The following is a 17,830-nucleotide window of genomic DNA, read 5'->3' on the forward strand; positions in this document are numbered from 1 at the left end:
TTCAGGGCACGGCTCGCCGTTGCCCGACGGCGTCCGGTGCCTCCGGGACCGGTGGCCCGGGCAGCCGCAGCCGCAGCCGCAGGGACAGCAGCGCTCCGGCGACGGCGAGGCCGGCGCCCAGCAGGAAGGCGGCGCCGAAGCCCTGGGTCAGGGCGACCTCGTGCGGCGCGTCGGAGGCGTTGGTGCGGGCGGCCGCGACGCCGGACAGCACGGCCAGTCCGATGACGGAGCCGAACTGGAGGCTGGTGTTGACCAGCCCAGAGGCGAGGCCGGCCTCGTCCTCGCGGGTGTCGAGGGTCGCCGCGACGTTGGTGGTGATGGAGACCAGCGGCAGGGCCACCCCGAGCACCAGGGTCGGCGGCAGCACGTCGGACACGAAGGAGCCGTCGGCCGAGATCCGGGACAGCCCGGCCATGCCGGCCGCGACCAGCACGAACCCGGCGGCCATGACGCCCCGCAGACCGAAGCGGCCGATCAGCCGGTCCGCGAGCGAGGCCACGGCGATGACGACCACGCACAGCGGCAGCAGGGCGAGTCCGCCGAGCACCGCCTCGTGCCCGAGCACCGCCTGGAGGTAGAGACTGACCAGGAAGAACATCGGGAACAGCGACATCTGCCACAGGGCCGCCAGGATGTTGGCCAGGCGCAGGGAGGGCCGGCGCAGCACGGCGGGCGGTACCAAGGGGTGTGCGACCTTGCGCTCCACCAGGGCGAACAGGACCAGCAGCACGACGGCGGCGCCCCCGGTGGCGAGGGTCCCGGTGGACCGCCACCCGGCCTCGCCGGCGTTGACCACGGCATACGCCAGCAGGGCCAGTCCGGCCGTGCCCGCGATCGCGCCCGGCACGTCGATGCCCCGCTCACGCCCGCTGCCCGCGCCGCCCGGCAGCAGCCGGGGAACGGGCAGCATCAGCAGGACCCCGGCGACCACGTTGAGCGCGAAGGTCGACTCCCAGCCCAGCCAGCTGGTGAGCACCCCGCCCAGCACCGTGCCCACCGCGCCCCCGGCACCCGCCATCGCGGCGAACACCCCGAGGGCCCGGTGTCGTTCGGGGCCGTCCGGGAACAGACTCAGCACCAGGGCGAACGCCGCCGCGGCGGCCATGGCCGCGCCGACGCCCTGCACCGCGCGAGCGGTGATCAGCAGCGCCGCGTCGCCCGCGAAGGCGCCCAGCAGCGAGGCGGCGGACAGCACGCCCAGACCGGCCAGGAAGACGCGGCGCCGGCCGAGCAGGTCGGCGGCTCGTCCGCTGAGCAGGAGCAGTCCGCCGAAGGACACGAGGTAGGCGTTGGCCACCCAGGACAGCTCCGCGGGCGAGATGCGCAGGCTCTCGCCGATGGACGGCGCGGCCACGTTGATGATCGACGTGTCCAGGAGCAGGACGAACTGGGTGGAGGCGAGCAGCGCGAGCGCACGCCACCGGTCAGCGGAGGGCATCGAGGCCACCTCCGCCGCCCGGCAGGTCGTCCAGCCGGTATCCGTCCAGGCACGACTGGGTGAAGGCGGCCAGCAGGTCCGGGTTCCCGTCGCGCACGATGCCGGGGAGATAGACGTGCGGGGCCCCGTGGTAGAAGCGCTCGTACTGCTCGTGCCGGGCGGCGAACTCCGAACCCAGCGCGTCCCAGGCCAGCTTGAGGAGCTTGATCCGCTGCTCCGCGGGGGTTCCGGGAGAGCGCACGTACTTGGCCACCAGCGGGCCGAGCTCCGGATGGGTCAGGTCGTACCCCGAGGCGGGGAGCTGGATGAGGCCGCCGCCGGCCAGCATCTTGATCTCGGCGAGCACCTTCGGGTAGAGGTCGCCGGCCATGGCCCGGTGGGCGGAGGCGATCTCCTTGTTGATGTGGACGGCGCTGCCCTCGCCGGCGACACGTTCGTACGTCGTCTCGGCCGCCACCACCATGGATTTCGCGATGTTCAGCCATCCCATGAGACGGCCGATCTGCATCTGCACCGGCGGCAGCGCGTAGGTGTTGTTGGCGCGGGTGAGCAGGATCGCCAGACCGGTGAGGAACTCCAGCTTGGTCCAGAAGCGGGTGGCCGCCTGGTGCACGAAGTTGTTGTAGGCGGGGGTGAACCACCACATCCGGAAACTGGTGTCGACGTCGCGGTAGGTCAGCACCCGCTCCCAGGGGACGAAGACGTCGTCGCAGACCAGCAGCGCGTCGTTCTCGTCGAAGCGGGCGGAGAGCGGGTTGTCGAACACGCTGCGCGCCTGGGCCTCGTAGGAGGTGCGGGAGATGAACTTCAGGCCCGGGGTGTCCAGCGGCACCGAGAAGGTCAGGGCGTACTCGGTGTCCTGGCGGGGCAGCGGCTCGATGGTGCCGACGATGACCTCGTCGCCGAAGACCGCGCCGGTGCCGATCATCTTGGCGCCGCGCACCACGATGCCGTCGTCGCGCTCCTTGACGACCCGTACGTACAGGTCGTCCTCCTCCTGCTCGCTCGCGGCCCTGGTCCGGTCTATCTGCGGATTGGTGATGGTGAACGCCTGGTAGAGGCTGCCCTCGGTCATGCGGCGGTAGTAGGCGGCCAGGTTGTCCCGCCCGTCGAAGCCCTCGCCGGCGAAGATGTCGGGCGCGGACACGAAGCCGGCGATGCCGGCCGCCATGTAGTCGGGCGACCGGCCCAGGAAGCCGAAGCTCGCCTCGGACCAGGTCTTGAACGCCTTGCGGCGCTCGACCAGTTCGGCCTGGTCGCGCGGCACGTGGTAGGCGCGCAGCATCGGGTGGTCGGCGTCCTCGGGGCGAACCGTCAGGACGTCGCGCAGGCCGGGCTCGCGGGCCATGTCGTAGAGGTGGGCTATGGACCGGGCGGTGTTGCGGAACGCGGGATGCTCGGTGACGTCCTTGACCAGCTCTCCGTCGAGCCAGACGGCTCGCCCGTCGCGAAGTGAATCGAGGTATTCCTGGCCGCTGCGGGTCATGTCTCTCCTGACACGAAGGTGCGATGACTGGTGTGGGACGGTGAGGTCGGAGCCGGGCCGCGCCGGGACGCTGCCGTACGGGCCCGGTGAGCGGGACGGTGGCCTCAGGGCTCGCGGACCGCGTCGGCGCGTGCTCCCGACGACGGGCGGTGACAGCCGTAGGGGGAGGGCGCGTTGACGGACTCGGCGTCGAAGCCCGCGGCGCGCGCGTAGCTCTCGGCCACCAGGGCCAGCCGGGCGGCCGGTATGACGTCCTCGACCCGCCTGAAACCCCCGGGAGCCCGCTCCTGAGCCAGATCGATCACCAACTCGGGCCCCTTGGCCCGGTTGAACAGCTGGAGGCGGTTCATCGGCGGCCGGCGGTCGCGGTCGTATGCGGCCAGGGCGCGGACGGGGTCGCGGTGGGTGGCCAGGGCGTGGGCGAGGCCGCGGGCGTCCAGGACGGCCTGGGTCGTCGCGTTGGACCCCATCGGCGCCATGGCGTGCGCCGCGTCGCCGACCAGGGTGACCGTGCCGAACGACCAGCGCGGCAGGGGGTCCCGGTCCAGCATGGGGAAGGACCCCACGGAGCCGGCGCCCGCGAGGACGGTGCGCAGCCGCAGGTCACCGCAGGTCCAGTCGGACACGGCACCGGGGAAGCCGTCGTCGGGCCGCGGCTCCCGCCCCGGCTCCCGCGGCGTCGCCGCGCGGGACACGGCCCAGTTGACGAGGACCAGGCCGTCCGCGTCCGGGCGTCCGGCCAGGGGGTAGACGACGGCCTTCCAGCGTCCGTCACCCATCACGACCATCGACCGGCCCCCTTGGAAGGGGGTGCTCCGGTTCACCCCGCGCCACACCGTGGTGCCGTTGGAACGGGGCTCGCCCTCCTCGGGGTACAGGGTCCGGCGCACCGCGGAGCGCAGTCCGTCGGCCCCGATCAGCACATCGGCGCGGATCCGGCTGTCCGGCCGGTCTGCGGAGCGGTGCGCGAGGAGCACCTCGGTTCCGCCCCCGTCGAGGGGGGTGAACCCGGTGACGCGGGCGTCGGTCGTGAGGGCGTCCGGTCCCAGCCGGTCGCGTACCGCGTCGACGAGGATCGACTGGAGGACCCCGCGGTGCAGGGCCAGTTGGGGCCAGTCGCAGTCACTCGCCCGGCCCCGGGGCTCGTGCCAGATCCGCTGCCCGAGATGGTTGTGGTAGCTCAGCTCCGTCAGTTCGGTGCCGGCGTCCGCGACGCTTTCGGCCAGACCGAGGTCGGCCAGTTCCCGGACGGCGTTGGGCTGCACGTTCACTCCGGCACCGAAGGGACGGATCTGCGGAACCGCCTCGAGTACGCGGACGTCGCGCAGTCCGACGGCGTGCAGACTCAGCGCCGCCACCAGGCCGCCGATGCCGGCGCCGGCAATCACGATCTCCATGGAACGAGCCCCCCGGTAACTCCACCCCGTGTGAGCCGGCCAGAAGCACGGCACGGCTCGGCTCTCATCGTTCTTGCCGGTATGGCTACGATCAACTAGTCATAAGCCGAATACGTTTAACGATCGTCCGGGATGCCGTCGAAGGAGTGGTCCGTGAACGACGACGTGCTGAGCGAGGTACTGCGCCCGCTGTGGCTGACCGATGTGTTCCACAGCACCTGGCGGGCCGGCGGGCAGTGGGGGGTCGAGGGGCACGACGACAGCTGTGCGATTGTTCACTACATGGTCGACGGTGGCTGTGTCATCTCCTTCCACGACGACTCCGAGCCCGTGTCGCTGAGCGAGGGGGATCTGGCGGTCTTCCCGCACGGCACCGCCCACACCTTCGCCGCCGAGACGGGTGCCGCGGTCACGCCGTTGTCCACACTGCTGCCGCACTGCCCGCCGGGCAGGTCGGGGGTCGTCACCGTCGGCAGTCCGCCGTACACGACGCAGATGCTCTGTGCGAGCCTGCGCTACTGCGCGATCGGGGAACCGGTCCTGTACTCGGCGCTGCCCCGGCTCATCGTGATCCGGCAGCGCTTCCTGCGGGGCGAGTCGCTGCTGGTGCGCACGCTGGAGTCGCTGCCCTCGGAGGTCGGGCGTACGGCTCCCGGTTCCCGGCTGGTCACGCTGCGGGCGTTCGAGACGGTCTTCATCCTGTCCCTGCGGATCGCGATGGAGCAGCTGGCGGACGAGTCACCCGCGCTTCAGGCACTGCACCATCCGGGCATCAGCAAGGCGCTGATGGCGATCCACGGCTCGTACCACAAGCCGTGGACGGTGGAGGCGCTCGCCCGCGAGGCGGGCCTGTCCCGCTCGGTGTTCGCCCAGTTGTTCCGGGAGCTGGTCGGTCAGCCACCCATGCGGCACCTGACACTGCGCCGGCTCCAGGAGGCCAGACGGCAGCTCGCGGAGACCTCCGTGCCGCTCCAGGAGATCGCCCGGCTCATCGGCTACGGCAGTCAGGTGGGATTCCACCTCGCGTTCCGCAAGGAGTACGGGATGACGCCCGGCGAGTACCGGAGCAGGAACAAGACCGGTCCCGCCCCGGTGCCCGTCACGACGTGAGGACCACCGGGGCGGGACCGGGCTCAGGCCACGCTCATCAGGCTGGCGAAGGCGAGGAAGCCGAGCAGCGGCAGGATCACGGTGGCCGTGATGCCGAGCACGAGACCGGCGGTCGCGGAGCCCTTGTTGGTGGCCTCGCCCCGGTTGGCCCTTCCTCGGCCGATCGCGCCGAAGATGATCCCGAGGATGCCCAGGATGACGCCGAAGAACCAGAGGAAGAAGGTCAGGCTGCACACCACGCCGATGATGCCCAGCACCAGTCCGGAGGTCCCCATGCCGTTGCTCGGCTGCATCGGCATGCCGTAGCCCGGCCCCTGCGGGTAGCCCACCGGCGGGGCGGCCGGGTACGAGGGCCCCTGGTTCGGATAGCCGTACCCGGGCGCGGACTGCGGGTACGCGTAGCCCCCCGCGGGCGGCTGCCCCGGCTGCGGCGGCGGCCCGTAGTCCCCGGGTCCTGGATTGGAGTACGACATGAACTGCTCTCCCCTCGTTGGCGCATGACATCGTAGAGGCAACCTGCGGGGACGAACTCAGCTTTCCGCGGTGACGGAGACCGGCACGGGGCGCGAGGAGCCGTAGTAGGGGTCGTCGTAGTCCGATTCCTCGTTGATCGCGGCGGTGATCCCGATGGCGATCAGCACGATCACGGCGACACCGAGCACGATGCCGACGATGCCCATGACGAACCCGGCCTGCGCCTGCCCGTGGTTGTTCGCCAGGCCGCTCTCCGCCTTCCGGCGGCCCTTGATGCCGAAGACCACGGCGAGGACGCCCAGCACCACCGAGACCACGCCGTACAGGCAGAACAGCGCGCAGGCGAGGATGCCCAGCACCATGGACGCGGTGCCGAGCCCGTTCTGCGGGGGCATCTGCATGCCGGGCCAGCCGTAGCCCTGACCGTATCCGGGGTAGCCGTAACCGCCCGGGACACCGGCGCCGCCGGGCGCGAGGGGCGGAGGGGGCACCGCGGAGTCGGGGCCGGTGAACCCGGCGCCGGGCATCGACGCGACCGTGGCCTGGTCGTGCACGCCCGGCGGCGGCTGCCAGGGCGGCGGCGCGTCGGAGGCGGGCGGCTGGGAGGGCGGGGGCGGCTGCTGCGGCTGCCCGGCACCGCCCTTGTCCAGGGACGGACCGCTCTGAGGCGGCGCCCAGGGGTCGTGGCCACCGGAGGATTCCCCCTCCGGCCGTATCGCGTCCGTCATGTCCTGTCCCCCCGGGTCGTTCGTGCCCGCCATGCTACGGTCCCGGGCCGCCGGGCGTGAGACCGGCCTACGATGATCCCCGAACGACCGATCAGCCGATCACCCGTGCCCCACCGCCGCCCCGCGGTCCGGGGCGCCGCCCCGGGGAGGAACCCTTGACCGAGCACCTCGTCGACCCCGACGTCCCGCGCGACCTGCACGCCTTCATCGCCGGACTGCCGAAGGCCGAACTGCACGTCCACCACGTCGGCTCCGCCTCCCCACGCATCGTCTCCGAACTGGCCGCGCGACACCCCGACTCGAAGGTCCCCACCGACCCCGAGGCCCTGGCCGACTACTTCACGTTCACGGACTTCGCGCACTTCATCGACGTGTACCTGTCCGTCGTCGACCTGGTCCGCACCCCGGAGGACGTCCGGCTGCTGACCTACGAGGTGGCCCGGGACATGGCCCGCCAGCAGGTGCGGTACGCGGAGCTGACCATCACGCCGTTCTCCTCCACCCGGCGCGGCATCGACGAGGGCGCCTTCATGGACGCGATCGAGGACGCGCGCAAGGCGGCCGAGGCCGAGTTCGGGACCCAACTGCGCTGGTGCTTCGACATCCCCGGGGAGGCCGGTCTGGAGTCCGCCGAGGAGACGGCGCGGCTGGCCACCGACGACCGGCTGCGCCCGGAGGGCCTGGTCTCCTTCGGGCTCGGCGGACCCGAGATCGGGGTGGCCCGCCCGCAGTTCAAGCCGTACTTCGACCGGGCGATCGCCGCGGGACTGCACTCGGTGCCGCACGCGGGCGAGACGACCGGTCCGCAGACCGTGTGGGACGCCCTCACCGACCTGCGCGCCGAACGCATCGGGCACGGCACCAGTTCCGCCCAGGACCCGGAGCTGCTCGCCCACCTCGCCGAACGGCGCATCCCGCTGGAGGTGTGCCCGACCTCGAACATCGCCACCCGCGCGGTGCGCACCCTGGACGAGCACCCGATCAAGGAGTTCGTGCGCGCCGGGGTCCTGGTCACGGTCAACTCCGACGACCCGCCGATGTTCGGCACCGACCTCAACAACGAGTACGCCGTCGCCGCCCGGCTCCTCGGCCTCGACGAGCGCGGCCTGGCCGACCTGGCGAAGAACGGGGTCGAGGCCTCCTTCCTCGACGCGCCGGGCAAGGCCCGGATCGCCGACGAGATCGACACGTACACCGCCGACTGGCTCGCCTCCTGAGAGTTGCCGCCCCCATGGACACCCCGCGCCCCCTGACCGCCGTCGCCCACCGCGGCGACCCCTACCGACACCGCGAGAACACGATCGACTCGCTGCGTTCCGCCCTGGACCGCGGCGCCGACGCGGTCGAGACCGATGTGCGCCTCACCCGGGACGGCGTGCCGGTGCTGCTGCACGACGAGACGCTGAAGCGGCTGTGGGAGCACGACCGTCCGCTGCGCTCCCTGTCGGCCGAGGAGGTGCGCGGGCTGACGGCGGGCAGGGTGCCGACGCTGGCCGAGGCGCTGGCCGCGACCGACGGCAGCCGGCTGATGCTGGACCTGCCGGGCGGTCCGGGCGAGCGGGCCGTGCGGCGCATCGTGGACGTGGTCCGCGAGTGCGGGGCGCGGGACCGGGTGTACTACACCGCGGGTGCAGCCGCGATGCTCGCCGTGCGGGCCGCCGACCCCGCCGCCGAGATCGCCATGACCTGGACCACGGCCGCCCCGCCCCGGCCCGCGCTGCTGGCGGCGGTGCGGCCGCGGTGGCTCAACTACCGCTTCGGTCTGGTGCACCGGGCCCTGGCCGACCGCGTCCACGCCGACGGGCTGCTGCTGTCCGTGTGGACCCCGGACACCCGTCGCACCATGCGCCGCCTGCGCGCCCTGGGCGTCGACTCCATCACCACCAACCGCATCGACGTGCTGTGCGCGCTGCGCGACCGGGTCGCCGCACCGCCCGTAGGGGCGAACCCGGACAACCCCCGCACTCGGTAAGGGAGTTCCCGGAGGCCCGGTCCGGGGTCCGGGCCCTCCTCGGCGACGATACGGCGTGCCGGGCGGCGCGACGAGGATGATCGACGACCGTCCCGCCCCGGAACCTGGAGTCGTCGATGCCGTCGATGCGTGTCCGTACCTCCTCCGTCCTCGCCGCCTCCCTGGTGCTCGCGCTGTCCGCCGGGCCGCTGGCGGCCCCCGCGTTCGCCGGGCCGCCCGCCGCGGCCACCGCCGAGCACCAGCCGGACGGCCCGGACGCCAAGGCGCTGCGCGCCGCCCTCGCCATGGTGCCGGACGAGGATGCCACGGCCGCTCTCGTGCGGGTGGGCGGCACCGACGGCACATGGCGCGGCAACACGGGCGTGCGCGACCTGGCCAGTGGCCGGCCCGCGCACCCGGACGCCCGCTTCCGGGCCGGTTCCGTCACGAAGGTCGTCACCGCGGCCACCGTCCTGCGGCTCGCCGCGCAGGACCGGGTCGACCTGGACGCGCCGGTGCAGCGCTACCTCCCCGACCTGTTCACGGCGGACTTCGACGAGCCGATCAGCGTCCGCCAGTTACTCAACCACACCAGCGGCATCCAGGCGGGCGACGGACTCGGCGACGACTTCGCCCAGTTGTACGCGCACCGCTTCGACACCCTCACCCCGCAGGAGGTCGCGGCGTCGGCGATCGCGAAGGGGCCGGAGTTCGAGCCGGGCGAGCGGCAGCACTACCTCAACATCAACTACACGATCCTCGGCCTGCTGATCGAGGAGGTGACGGGGCGCTCCTACGCCGCCGAGGCCACCGGCCTGGTCCTGCGCCCGGCCGGCATGCGGCACACGTACTTCCCGGGCACCGACCCGCGCATCCGGGGCCCGCACAACCGGGGGTACCAGACGGTGGAGCGGCCGGACGGGACGACGAAGCTGCTCGACGTGACCGAGTGGAACCAGGCGGACCGCTGGGCGGCCGGTGACATGATCTCGACCACGGCCGACCTGGAACGCCTGCTCACCTCGCTCTTCCGGGGACGGATCGTGCCCGAGCCCCAGCTGGAGGAGATGTTCACGACGCCGCCGGGCCTGCCGGACGCGATCCTCAGCGCGGGTCTGGAGTACCAGGAGGTCGACGGCGAGATCTTCTGGGGCAAGTCGGGCTCGCGCTACGGGTACAGCGCGCTATTTGGCGGCACCCGCGACCTGTCCCGCACCCTCGTCTGCTCGGTCAACGCCACGGACGCCAAGAGCGCGGAGCCCAATCCGGTGCTCGACGCGATCACCGCGGCCGCGCTGAAGTAGCCCGCGCCCGCCGGCGGCCGCCCGTCAGTGGCCCGGTCGGCCGCTCGTCAGCCGCCGCGCCACCCCGTGCGCCGCGACCGTCGCCGCGCCCGCGAAGCCGAGCCCCACGACGAGGTCGCGCGGGCGGGTGGCGCGCAGGACACCGGCGCGGCGCAGCCGGCGGCGGGCCCAGAGGGTGAACGGGACCACGATCAGCGGCGAGGTGGCCGCCCCGGGCGTGTAGCCGCGCACCAGCCCCGCCTGCGCGAGGTGGACGAGGCCGTGCAGGCCGAAGGCGTTGAGCGCACTCTGGTAGGCGGCCGAGCGGCCGCCGGTCAGCCGTCCCGCGACGGAGGCGGAGGCCACGACCGCGGCCATCGCGCCGACCGCCACCGCGAACTCCCGCCCGTCGACCGGCCCGGCCCGCCGCCACACGGCCTCCGGGACGGCCGGGTACCGCTCGCGCAGGGCGGGGAGGTTGCGCCGCCACCAGCCCGGCACGGTCGCCAGCTCTTCGAGGTCGTGCAGCGCCCAGGCGGCCAGCAGTCCCAGCGTGACCGCGCCCTCGACCCGTTCATCCCCCGATGAATTCATCACATGATCAGTCTGCTACACCCCGACGATCCCGTTCCACCGCTTCGCGAACTCGGCACGCTCCCCCGCCGAGATGTCCCGCGCGATGGCGAGCCGCTTGCGCATCGTGGCGTCCGGGAAGATCAGCGGGTCCTCGGCCAGTGCTGCGGTCTCCTCGTCGTCGGAGGAGGCGAGCACGTCCTGGGCGGCGGGGACCGGGCAGACGTAGTTGACCCAGGCGGCCAGCCCGGCGGCGACCTCGGGCCGGTAGTAGTGGTCGATCAGCCGCTCGGCGTTGGCCTTGTGGCGGGCCAGGTTGGGGATCATCAGGGACTCCGCCCACAGCTCGGCGCCCTCCTCCGGGACGACGAACTCGATGTCCGGGTCGTCCGCCTGGAGCTGGATCACGTCACCGGAGTAGGCCTGGCAGGCGAGGACGTCGCCGCCGGAGAGGTCCTTGATGTAGTCGTTCCCGGTGAAGCGGCGGATCTGGCCCTTGGCGACCTGCTTCTCCACCTGGTCGCAGATCCGGTGGAAGTCGTCCGTCTTCCAGTCGGTGATGTCCACGCCGTTGCCCTGCATCAGCAGCGCGAAGGCCTCGTCCATCCCCGACAGCAGGGTGACCCGGCCCTTGAGGTCGGCCGCCCACAGGTCGGACACGTGCCGGATCTCCCGGCCGAGCCTGCGGCGGTTGTAGGCGATGCCGGTGATGCCCGACTGCCAGGGCACGGTGAACCTCCGGCCGGGGTCGAAGGCGGGCGAGCGCAGCAGCGGGTCCAGGTACTCGGTGACGTTCGGCTGGTGGGAGCGGTCCATCTCCTGCACCCAGCCCAGGCGTACGAACCGCCCGCACATCCAGTCACTGATGACGATCAGGTCGCGGTCGGTGGGCTGGTGGTTCATCAGGGACGGGCTGATCTTGCCGAAGAACTCGTCGTTGTCGTTGATCTCCTCGATGTAGTCGACGGAGATGCCCGTCTCCTGCTCGAACGCCTCCAGCGTGGGCCGCCGGCCGGGGTGGTCGTCGTCGGTGTCGATGTACAGCGGCCAGTTGGCCCAGGTCAGCCGCCGTTCGCCGGCGGACCGGTCGGTCGCGGCCCGGTCGCCCGGCGCGACGTACGCGGCAGGGACCCCGCAGCCGGCCAGGGCGCCGAGCGCGCCGAGCGCGGCGGAACCGCCCAGGCCGCGCAGCAGGGTACGACGGGACAGCGAGGGCGTCTTCGGGAGCAGGGGCATGGCACGAGGATCCCCGTCCCGCGCCCACCGGGACAATCGACGCTGCGTCGAGCGGGCCCGGCCAGGCCCGACACCCTGTCGAGCGCGCGGAGTTCACCCCCGCACGCACCGCGGCCCCGGACGGAGGCCTTCTGCCTCGCGTCCGGGGCCGCGCACACCGCCTGCGGTCCGCGCACCGCCCGCGGTCACACGTCCAGCGACGTCATCACGTGCTTGATCCGCGTGTAGTCGTCGAAGCCGTACCCCGACAGGTCCTTGCCGTAGCCGGACTTCTTGAAGCCGCCGTGCGGCATCTCGGCGACCAGCGGGATGTGGGTGTTGATCCACACGCAGCCGAAGTCCAGCTTCTTGGACATCCGCATCGCGCGGCCGTGGTCCTTGGTCCACACCGAGGAGGCCAGCGCGTACTCGACGCCGTTGGCCCACTCGACGGCCTGGTCCTCGTCGCGGAAGGACTGGACGGTGATGACCGGGCCGAAGACCTCCTGCTGGATGATCTCGTCGTCCTGCTTGAGGCCGGAGACGACGGTCGGGGCGTAGAAGTAGCCCTTGTCGCCGACCCGGTGGCCGCCCGCCTCGACCTTGGCGTGGGCGGGCAGCCGCTCGATGAACCCGGAGACCTGCTTGAGCTGGTTGGGGTTGTTGAGCGGGCCGTAGAGCACGTCCTCGTCGTCCGGCTGCCCGGTCTTGATCTCGGACGCGGCCTTGGCGAGCGCGCTCACGAACTCGTCGTGGACCGACTCGTGGACCAGCACGCGGGTGGCCGCCGTGCAGTCCTGCCCGGCGTTGAAGTAGCCCGCCTCCGAGATGCCCTCGACGGCCTTGGGGATGTCGGTGTCCTCGAAGACCACGACCGGGGCCTTGCCGCCCAGCTCCAGGTGGACGCGCTTGAGGTCCTTGGACGCCGACTCGGCGACCGACATGCCGGCCCGCACGGAGCCGGTGATGGAGGCCATCGCCGGGGTCTCGTGCTCGACCATGAGGCGGCCGGTGTCGCGGTCGCCGCAGACGACGTTGAAGACGCCCTTGGGCACGATCGAACCGATGATGTCGGCCATCAGGGCCGTGGAGGCGGGGGTGGTGTCCGAGGGCTTGAGGACGACCGTGTTGCCCGCGGCGAGCGCCGGGGCGAACTTCCACACGGCCATCATCATCGGGTAGTTCCACGGCGCGACCTGCGCACAGACACCGATCGGCTCGCGGCGCACGAAGGAGGTCAGACCCTCCATGTACTCACCGGCGCCGCGGCCTTCCAGCATCCGCGCCGCGCCCGCGAAGAAGCGGATCTGGTCGACCATCGGCGGGATCTCCTCGGAGCGGGTCAGCCCGATCGGCTTGCCCGTGTTCTCCACCTCGGCCGCGATCAGTTCCTCGGCCCGCTCCTCGAACGCGTCCGCGATCTTCAGCAGGGCCTTCTGCCGCTCGGCCGGGGTCGTGTCGCGCCAGGCCGGGAAGGCCGCCGCGGCGGCCGCCATGGCGGCGTCCACGTCCGCCTGCCCGGACAGGGGGGCGGTCGCGTACGCCTCGCCGGTGGCGGGGTTGACCACGTCCGTGGTCCGTCCGTCGGCGGCGTCCCGGAACTCACCGTCGATGTAATTGCGCAGACGACGCAGCTCGGTGCTCACTGCCGGCCCTCCAAGTTCGCTGTCCATTGACTGAGACACCCACCCTAGACGGAGTCCCGACGTTTTCAACACCCCCGTCACCCTCAGGGTTGCGATATCCGCAGATTGAAGCGAGCCAGACAACGAATTTCATCGATCCGGCCTTGCGAAACTATCGATACGTCGTGCACAGTGAAGCCGTGGCCAGTCGAAGCGCAGACCAGAAGGACTCCCGCGAGTCCCGGAACGGCGGTCCCCAGTTGGACGCCGTCTCCCTCGCCATCATCGAGCAGCTCCAGGAGGACGGCCGCCGGCCGTACGCCGCCATCGGCAAGGCCGTGGGCCTGTCGGAGGCGGCCGTGCGCCAGCGCGTCCAGAAGCTGCTCGACCAGGGCGTGATGCAGATCGTCGCCGTCACGGACCCGCTCACCGTGGGCTTCAGGCGCCAGGCGATGGTCGGCGTCAACGTGGAGGGCGACGTGGAGTCGGTGGCCGAGGCGCTGGCGGCCATGTCCGAGTGCGAGTACGTGGTGATGACCGCGGGCTCCTTCGACCTGATGGTGGAGGTCGTCTGCGAGGACGACGACCACCTCCTGGAGGTCATCAACCGACGCATCCGGGCCGTGCCCGGCGTGCGCTCCACCGAGAGCTTCGTCTACCTCAAGCTCAAGAAGCAGACCTATATGTGGGGAACCCGATAATCGTGAGCACCGACAGCCCCAAGGACCTCAGCCGGACCGCCTACGACCACCTGTGGATGCACTTCACCCGCATGTCGTCGTACGAGAACGCCCCCGTCCCCACCATCGTCCGCGGTGAGGGCACCCACATCTACGACGACAAGGGCAAGCGCTACCTCGACGGCCTCGCCGGCCTGTTCGTGGTCCAGGCCGGACACGGCCGCACGGAGCTGGCCGAGGCGGCCGCGAAGCAGGCGCAGGAGCTGGCCTTCTTCCCGGTGTGGTCCTACGCCCACCCCAAGGCCGTGGAGCTCGCCGAGCGGCTGGCGAACGAGGCCCCCGGCGACCTCAACAAGGTCTTCTTCACCACCGGCGGCGGCGAGGCGGTCGAGACCGCCTGGAAGCTCGCCAAGCAGTACTTCAAGCTGACCGGCAAGCCCACCAAGTACAAGGTAATCTCCCGTGCGGTGGCCTACCACGGCACCCCGCAGGGCGCCCTGTCCATCACCGGCCTGCCCGCGCTGAAGGCCCCCTTCGAGCCGCTGGTCCCCGGCGCGCACAAGGTGCCGAACACCAACATCTACCGCGCCCCGCTGTTCGGCGACGACCCCGAGGCCTTCGGCCGCTGGGCCGCCGACCAGATCGAGCAGCAGATCCTCTTCGAAGGCCCGGACACGGTCGCGGCGGTCTTCCTGGAGCCCGTGCAGAACGCGGGCGGCTGCTTCCCGCCCCCGCCCGGCTACTTCCAGCGCGTCCGGGAGATCTGCGACCAGTATGACGTGCTGCTCGTCTCGGACGAGGTCATCTGCGCCTTCGGCCGCCTCGGCACGACCTTCGCCTGCGACAAGTTCGGCTACGTCCCGGACATGATCACCTGCGCCAAGGGCATGACCTCGGGCTACTCCCCGATCGGCGCCTGCGTCATCTCCGACCGCCTGGCCGAGCCGTTCTACAAGGGCGACAACACCTTCCTGCACGGCTACACCTTCGGCGGCCACCCGGTCTCCGCCGCGGTGGGCCTCGCCAACCTCGACCTGTTCGAGCGCGAGGGCCTCAACCAGCACGTGCTCGACAACGAGGGCGCCTTCCGCGCCACCCTGGAGAAGCTGCACGACCTGCCGATCGTCGGCGACGTCCGCGGCAACGGCTTCTTCTACGGCATCGAGCTGGTCAAGGACAAGACCACCAAGGAGTCCTTCAACGACGAGGAGACCGAGCGCGTCCTGTACGGCTTCCTCTCCAAGAAGCTCTTCGAGAACGGCCTGTACTGCCGTGCCGACGACCGCGGCGACCCGGTCATCCAGCTCGCCCCGCCGCTGATCTCCAACCAGGAGACCTTCGACGAGATCGAGCAGATCCTGCGCGCCACGCTGACGGAGGCGTGGACGAAGCTCTGATCGTCCCGATCATCCGCTGAGAGGATCATCACCGGCCCCGGAACGGTCCGTTCGAGTGAGAACGGCGGCCCGGGGCCGCGTGCTGTCCCGCTTCCTCCGCGGCGACTCCTTACGGTGCCCAGTGACCGATCGGCCCCGCCTTCGTTCCCCCGGAAGAGGGACAAGACCGGGGAAATACGGATCAGAACCGAGGTGTACGCCCATGGAGGCCCCGCCGGACAACGACGTGCTCTGGGCCCGTGCCCTGCACTTCCAGCACCATGACGGCTCCCCCGCGCTGCAAGGCGTGTCGCTCGGCGTGCGCGAGGGCGAGATCCTGGCCGTGAGCGGCCCGCGCGGCAGCGGCAAGACCACCCTGCTGCGGTGCCTGTCCGGGCTGGTCAAACCGCAGGACGGCGAGGTGTGGTTCAACAGCGTGCCGGTGCACACCATGGGGCCCCTCGGCCGCGAGCGGCTGCGCCGTGACCGCTTCGGCTGGATCGACCCCGCCCCGGCGCTCGTCCCGGAGCTGAACGCCTGGGAGAACGCCGCGCTTCCCCTGATGCTGCGCGGCATCGGCCGGCGCCGGGCCAAGACCGCCGCCCTGGAGTGGCTGGACCGGCTCGACGTCGGCGGCAAGGCACGCAGTCGCCCGCACGAACTCCGGCAGGCCGAGCGGCAGCGCGTCTGCATCGCCCGCGCCCTCGCCGTCGCCCCGACGGTCCTGTTCGCCGACGAGCCGACGGCCCCCCTGCACCGCGCCGACCGCGCCCACGTCCTGCGGACGCTCACCACGGCGGCCCGCTCGCACGGCATCACCGTCCTGCTCGCCACGCACGACGCGCAGACCGCCGCCCTGGCGGACCGCGCGGTCGCCCTCCTCGACGGACGCCGGGTACGGACCGTGCACCTGCCGCCGCTCGCCGAGACCACGGTGGCCACGGGTGCCGCCGGGACTCCCGGAACGGAAGGCCGGGCGGCGTGCTCGCTCTCCGCCTGACCCGCACCGCCCACCTCGCCGTCCACCTGCGCCGCCTGCTGGTCGCGGTGGCCTCGGCGGGCACGGGCTTCCTGCTGCTGTGCGCCCTGGGCCACGCCCTGAGCCACCCCGACGCGCCCGGCGCCTCCGCCCTGCGGCTGGCCTGGTGCGCGGCGCCGCTGGCCGCCGCGGTGTACCTCGCGGTCGCCGTGGCCCGCACCGACCCCGGGACCCGGCCGCGCTCGGGACTGTCGGCGATCGGGCTGGGCCCGGGCCGGCTGATGGCCGTCTCGGCGACGACCACCGCCCTGTCCGCCGCGCTCGGTTCGGTGGCGGCCCTGCTCGGCTTCCTGTACCTGCGCGGTGACCTGACCGACGGTCCGCCCTCCGGCCGCGTGGCGGCCGACGCCCTGGCCGTCGGCCAGTCCCTCCCCGCCCCGGCCGTCCTGACCCTGCTGGTCCTCGTACCGGCCTGCGCGTCGGCCGCCGTGGCCCACACGCTGCGGCCCCGCGACCCCCGGACCGCCGCGGCCGCGGCACCTCGCGGTTACGGCCGCTTCGGCGCGTACGGCTGGGGCAAGGCCCGCGAGACCTTCGGCGCGTACGGCCGCTTCGGCGCCCGCACCGCTGTCCCTGCCGCTGGGACGGCACGGGCGGGCGCAGGCGGCGCCGTGCTGACGCAGGCAAGTGATCCCCACTCCTCGGCCTCGGTTTCGGCGGACGGCGCGACGCAGACGCTGGAGGCCGCTCCCCCGGCCCCGGCGGACGCCACCCCGCGGACGCCGGACCCCGCCCCCGACACCGCGACCGAGCCGGCCCCCCGCCCCCAGAACACCACCGCCCTCCCCTGGGGCATCGCCGTACTCACCGCGGGCCTCACCGTCGAGACCTACACCGGCAACGCGGCCGGCGCCCCCGCCCCCGGCACCGCCCCCTCCGTCGGCGTGCTGATCGGCTGGGCCCTCACCGCCCTGGGCCTGGCCCTGGCCGGGCCGGGCCTCACCCACCTGTGCGGCCGTCTGCTCCAGGCCGCCCGGCCCGGCGCCCTGCGCCTCCTGGCCGGCCGCGTCCTCATGGAGGAGTCGCAGCGCGTCGGCCGCCCGCTGGGCGTCGTGGCCGCCGTCGCCGCCGCGGCCTACGTGACCACGACCGTGTACGACGGGGGCGGGCCCGCTTTCGGCCCGCTCAGCACCCTGGGCGCCCTCCTGGTGGCGGGCTGCACGGTGGCCACCCTGCTCACCGCGGCCGTCGAGGCCAGGCACGCCCGAACCGACACCAGGGACGCCCTGCTGCGGCTCGGCGCGCCCCCGGCGACCCTGCGTGCCGCCGCCGCCGTACGCGCCGCCGCCCTGCTCGCCCTGTTCGGTCCGCTGGTCCTGATCGTCGCGGTACTGGCGGCCCTGCCGCTGGACCACTGACCGCCGGAAACCTTTCCGAGAAAGTCCGCGCACCGGCGATGAGTTCCGGGGCCGCCTCCCGTCTACTTCTTCGAACGGCACGGCATACCAAGCGCAC

The 17,830-nt window shown here is 72.3% G+C and carries 16 protein-coding genes; 8 read left to right on the forward strand and 8 right to left on the reverse strand.

Going from position 1 to position 17,830, the window contains the following annotated elements; genetic code table 11:
- Nucleotide 1: 1 nt before the first annotated feature.
- The 3 genes from ACZ6IM_RS29125 to ACZ6IM_RS29135 all read right to left on the reverse strand — a co-directional run bounded on the left by ACZ6IM_RS29125 (nt 2) and on the right by ACZ6IM_RS29135 (nt 4,321).
- Nucleotides 2-1,438 carry an MFS transporter gene (locus tag ACZ6IM_RS29125; RefSeq protein WP_469560440.1) on the reverse strand — a complete coding sequence of 479 codons (1,437 nt, stop codon included), beginning with the start codon at nt 1,436-1,438 and terminating at the stop codon, nt 2-4.
- Nucleotides 1,425-2,924, reverse strand: coding sequence for a 4-hydroxyphenylacetate 3-hydroxylase family protein (locus ACZ6IM_RS29130; RefSeq protein WP_052838348.1), 1,500 nt, complete (start codon nt 2,922-2,924; stop codon nt 1,425-1,427). Before ACZ6IM_RS29130 ends, ACZ6IM_RS29125 begins: the two co-directional genes overlap by 14 nt.
- 104 nt (nt 2,925-3,028) lie before the next feature.
- On the reverse strand, nt 3,029-4,321 hold the full coding sequence (locus ACZ6IM_RS29135; protein WP_052838349.1) for an FAD-dependent monooxygenase: 1,293 nt from the start codon (nt 4,319-4,321) through the stop codon (nt 3,029-3,031).
- A gap of 153 nt (nt 4,322-4,474) precedes the next feature.
- On the opposite strand from ACZ6IM_RS29135, the gene ACZ6IM_RS29140 reads away from it, so the two are divergent.
- Nucleotides 4,475-5,431 carry an AraC family transcriptional regulator gene (locus ACZ6IM_RS29140; protein ID WP_052838519.1) on the forward strand — a complete coding sequence of 319 codons (957 nt, stop codon included), beginning with the start codon at nt 4,475-4,477 and terminating at the stop codon, nt 5,429-5,431.
- Nucleotides 5,432-5,454: 23 nt separating this feature from the next.
- On the opposite strand, the gene ACZ6IM_RS29145 is transcribed toward ACZ6IM_RS29140, so the two are convergent.
- Together ACZ6IM_RS29145 and ACZ6IM_RS29150 are read right to left on the reverse strand one after the other, a co-directional pair.
- Entirely contained in the window at nt 5,455-5,904 is a 450-nt protein-coding gene (locus tag ACZ6IM_RS29145) for a DUF4190 domain-containing protein (protein WP_052838350.1), read from the reverse strand.
- A 57-nt stretch (nt 5,905-5,961) separates the two neighbouring features.
- Nucleotides 5,962-6,633 (reverse strand): DUF4190 domain-containing protein, encoded by a 672-nt coding sequence (locus ACZ6IM_RS29150; RefSeq protein ID WP_052838520.1) that lies wholly within the window; start codon nt 6,631-6,633, stop codon nt 5,962-5,964.
- A gap of 56 nt (nt 6,634-6,689) precedes the next feature.
- Here ACZ6IM_RS29150 and ACZ6IM_RS29155 point away from each other — a divergent pair, with 56 nt between their 5' ends.
- The 3 genes from ACZ6IM_RS29155 (at nt 6,690) to ACZ6IM_RS29165 (ending at nt 9,888) form a co-directional block, all read left to right on the forward strand.
- On the forward strand, nt 6,690-7,850 hold the full coding sequence (locus ACZ6IM_RS29155; RefSeq protein WP_469560446.1) for an adenosine deaminase: 1,161 nt from the start codon (nt 6,690-6,692) through the stop codon (nt 7,848-7,850).
- Between the two features lie 14 nt (nt 7,851-7,864).
- Complete coding sequence (locus tag ACZ6IM_RS29160) at nt 7,865-8,605, forward strand: glycerophosphodiester phosphodiesterase (RefSeq protein ID WP_052838352.1); 741 nt, start codon at nt 7,865-7,867, stop codon at nt 8,603-8,605.
- Between the two features lie 125 nt (nt 8,606-8,730).
- Nucleotides 8,731-9,888 (forward strand): serine hydrolase domain-containing protein, encoded by a 1,158-nt coding sequence (locus tag ACZ6IM_RS29165; protein ID WP_469560510.1) that lies wholly within the window; start codon nt 8,731-8,733, stop codon nt 9,886-9,888.
- Between the two features lie 24 nt (nt 9,889-9,912).
- Here ACZ6IM_RS29165 and ACZ6IM_RS29170 read toward each other — a convergent pair whose 3' ends face one another.
- The 3 genes from ACZ6IM_RS29170 to ACZ6IM_RS29180 all read right to left on the reverse strand — a co-directional run bounded on the left by ACZ6IM_RS29170 (nt 9,913) and on the right by ACZ6IM_RS29180 (nt 13,301).
- On the reverse strand, nt 9,913-10,464 hold the full coding sequence (locus tag ACZ6IM_RS29170) for an HXXEE domain-containing protein (protein WP_469560450.1): 552 nt from the start codon (nt 10,462-10,464) through the stop codon (nt 9,913-9,915).
- Nucleotides 10,465-10,476: 12 nt separating this feature from the next.
- Complete coding sequence (locus ACZ6IM_RS29175; RefSeq protein ID WP_052838354.1) at nt 10,477-11,676, reverse strand: polyamine ABC transporter substrate-binding protein; 1,200 nt, start codon at nt 11,674-11,676, stop codon at nt 10,477-10,479.
- Between the two features lie 185 nt (nt 11,677-11,861).
- Complete coding sequence (locus ACZ6IM_RS29180) at nt 11,862-13,301, reverse strand: gamma-aminobutyraldehyde dehydrogenase (RefSeq protein ID WP_052838355.1); 1,440 nt, start codon at nt 13,299-13,301, stop codon at nt 11,862-11,864.
- 164 nt (nt 13,302-13,465) lie between these two features.
- Here ACZ6IM_RS29180 and ACZ6IM_RS29185 point away from each other — a divergent pair, with 164 nt between their 5' ends.
- The 4 genes from ACZ6IM_RS29185 to ACZ6IM_RS29200 all read left to right on the forward strand — a co-directional run bounded on the left by ACZ6IM_RS29185 (nt 13,466) and on the right by ACZ6IM_RS29200 (nt 17,733).
- Nucleotides 13,466-13,981 carry an Lrp/AsnC family transcriptional regulator gene (locus ACZ6IM_RS29185; RefSeq protein ID WP_052838356.1) on the forward strand — a complete coding sequence of 172 codons (516 nt, stop codon included), beginning with the start codon at nt 13,466-13,468 and terminating at the stop codon, nt 13,979-13,981.
- Nucleotides 13,982-13,983: 2 nt separating this feature from the next.
- Complete coding sequence (locus ACZ6IM_RS29190; protein ID WP_052838357.1) at nt 13,984-15,357, forward strand: aspartate aminotransferase family protein; 1,374 nt, start codon at nt 13,984-13,986, stop codon at nt 15,355-15,357.
- Between the two features lie 202 nt (nt 15,358-15,559).
- Entirely contained in the window at nt 15,560-16,336 is a 777-nt protein-coding gene (locus tag ACZ6IM_RS29195; RefSeq protein WP_052838358.1) for an ABC transporter ATP-binding protein, read from the forward strand.
- Nucleotides 16,318-17,733, forward strand: coding sequence for a hypothetical protein (locus ACZ6IM_RS29200; protein WP_469560456.1), 1,416 nt, complete (start codon nt 16,318-16,320; stop codon nt 17,731-17,733). Before ACZ6IM_RS29195 ends, ACZ6IM_RS29200 begins: the two co-directional genes overlap by 19 nt.
- Nucleotides 17,734-17,830: the final 97 nt, after the last annotated feature.

It is taken from the genome of Streptomyces sp. NPDC042336, from assembly GCF_055581985.1.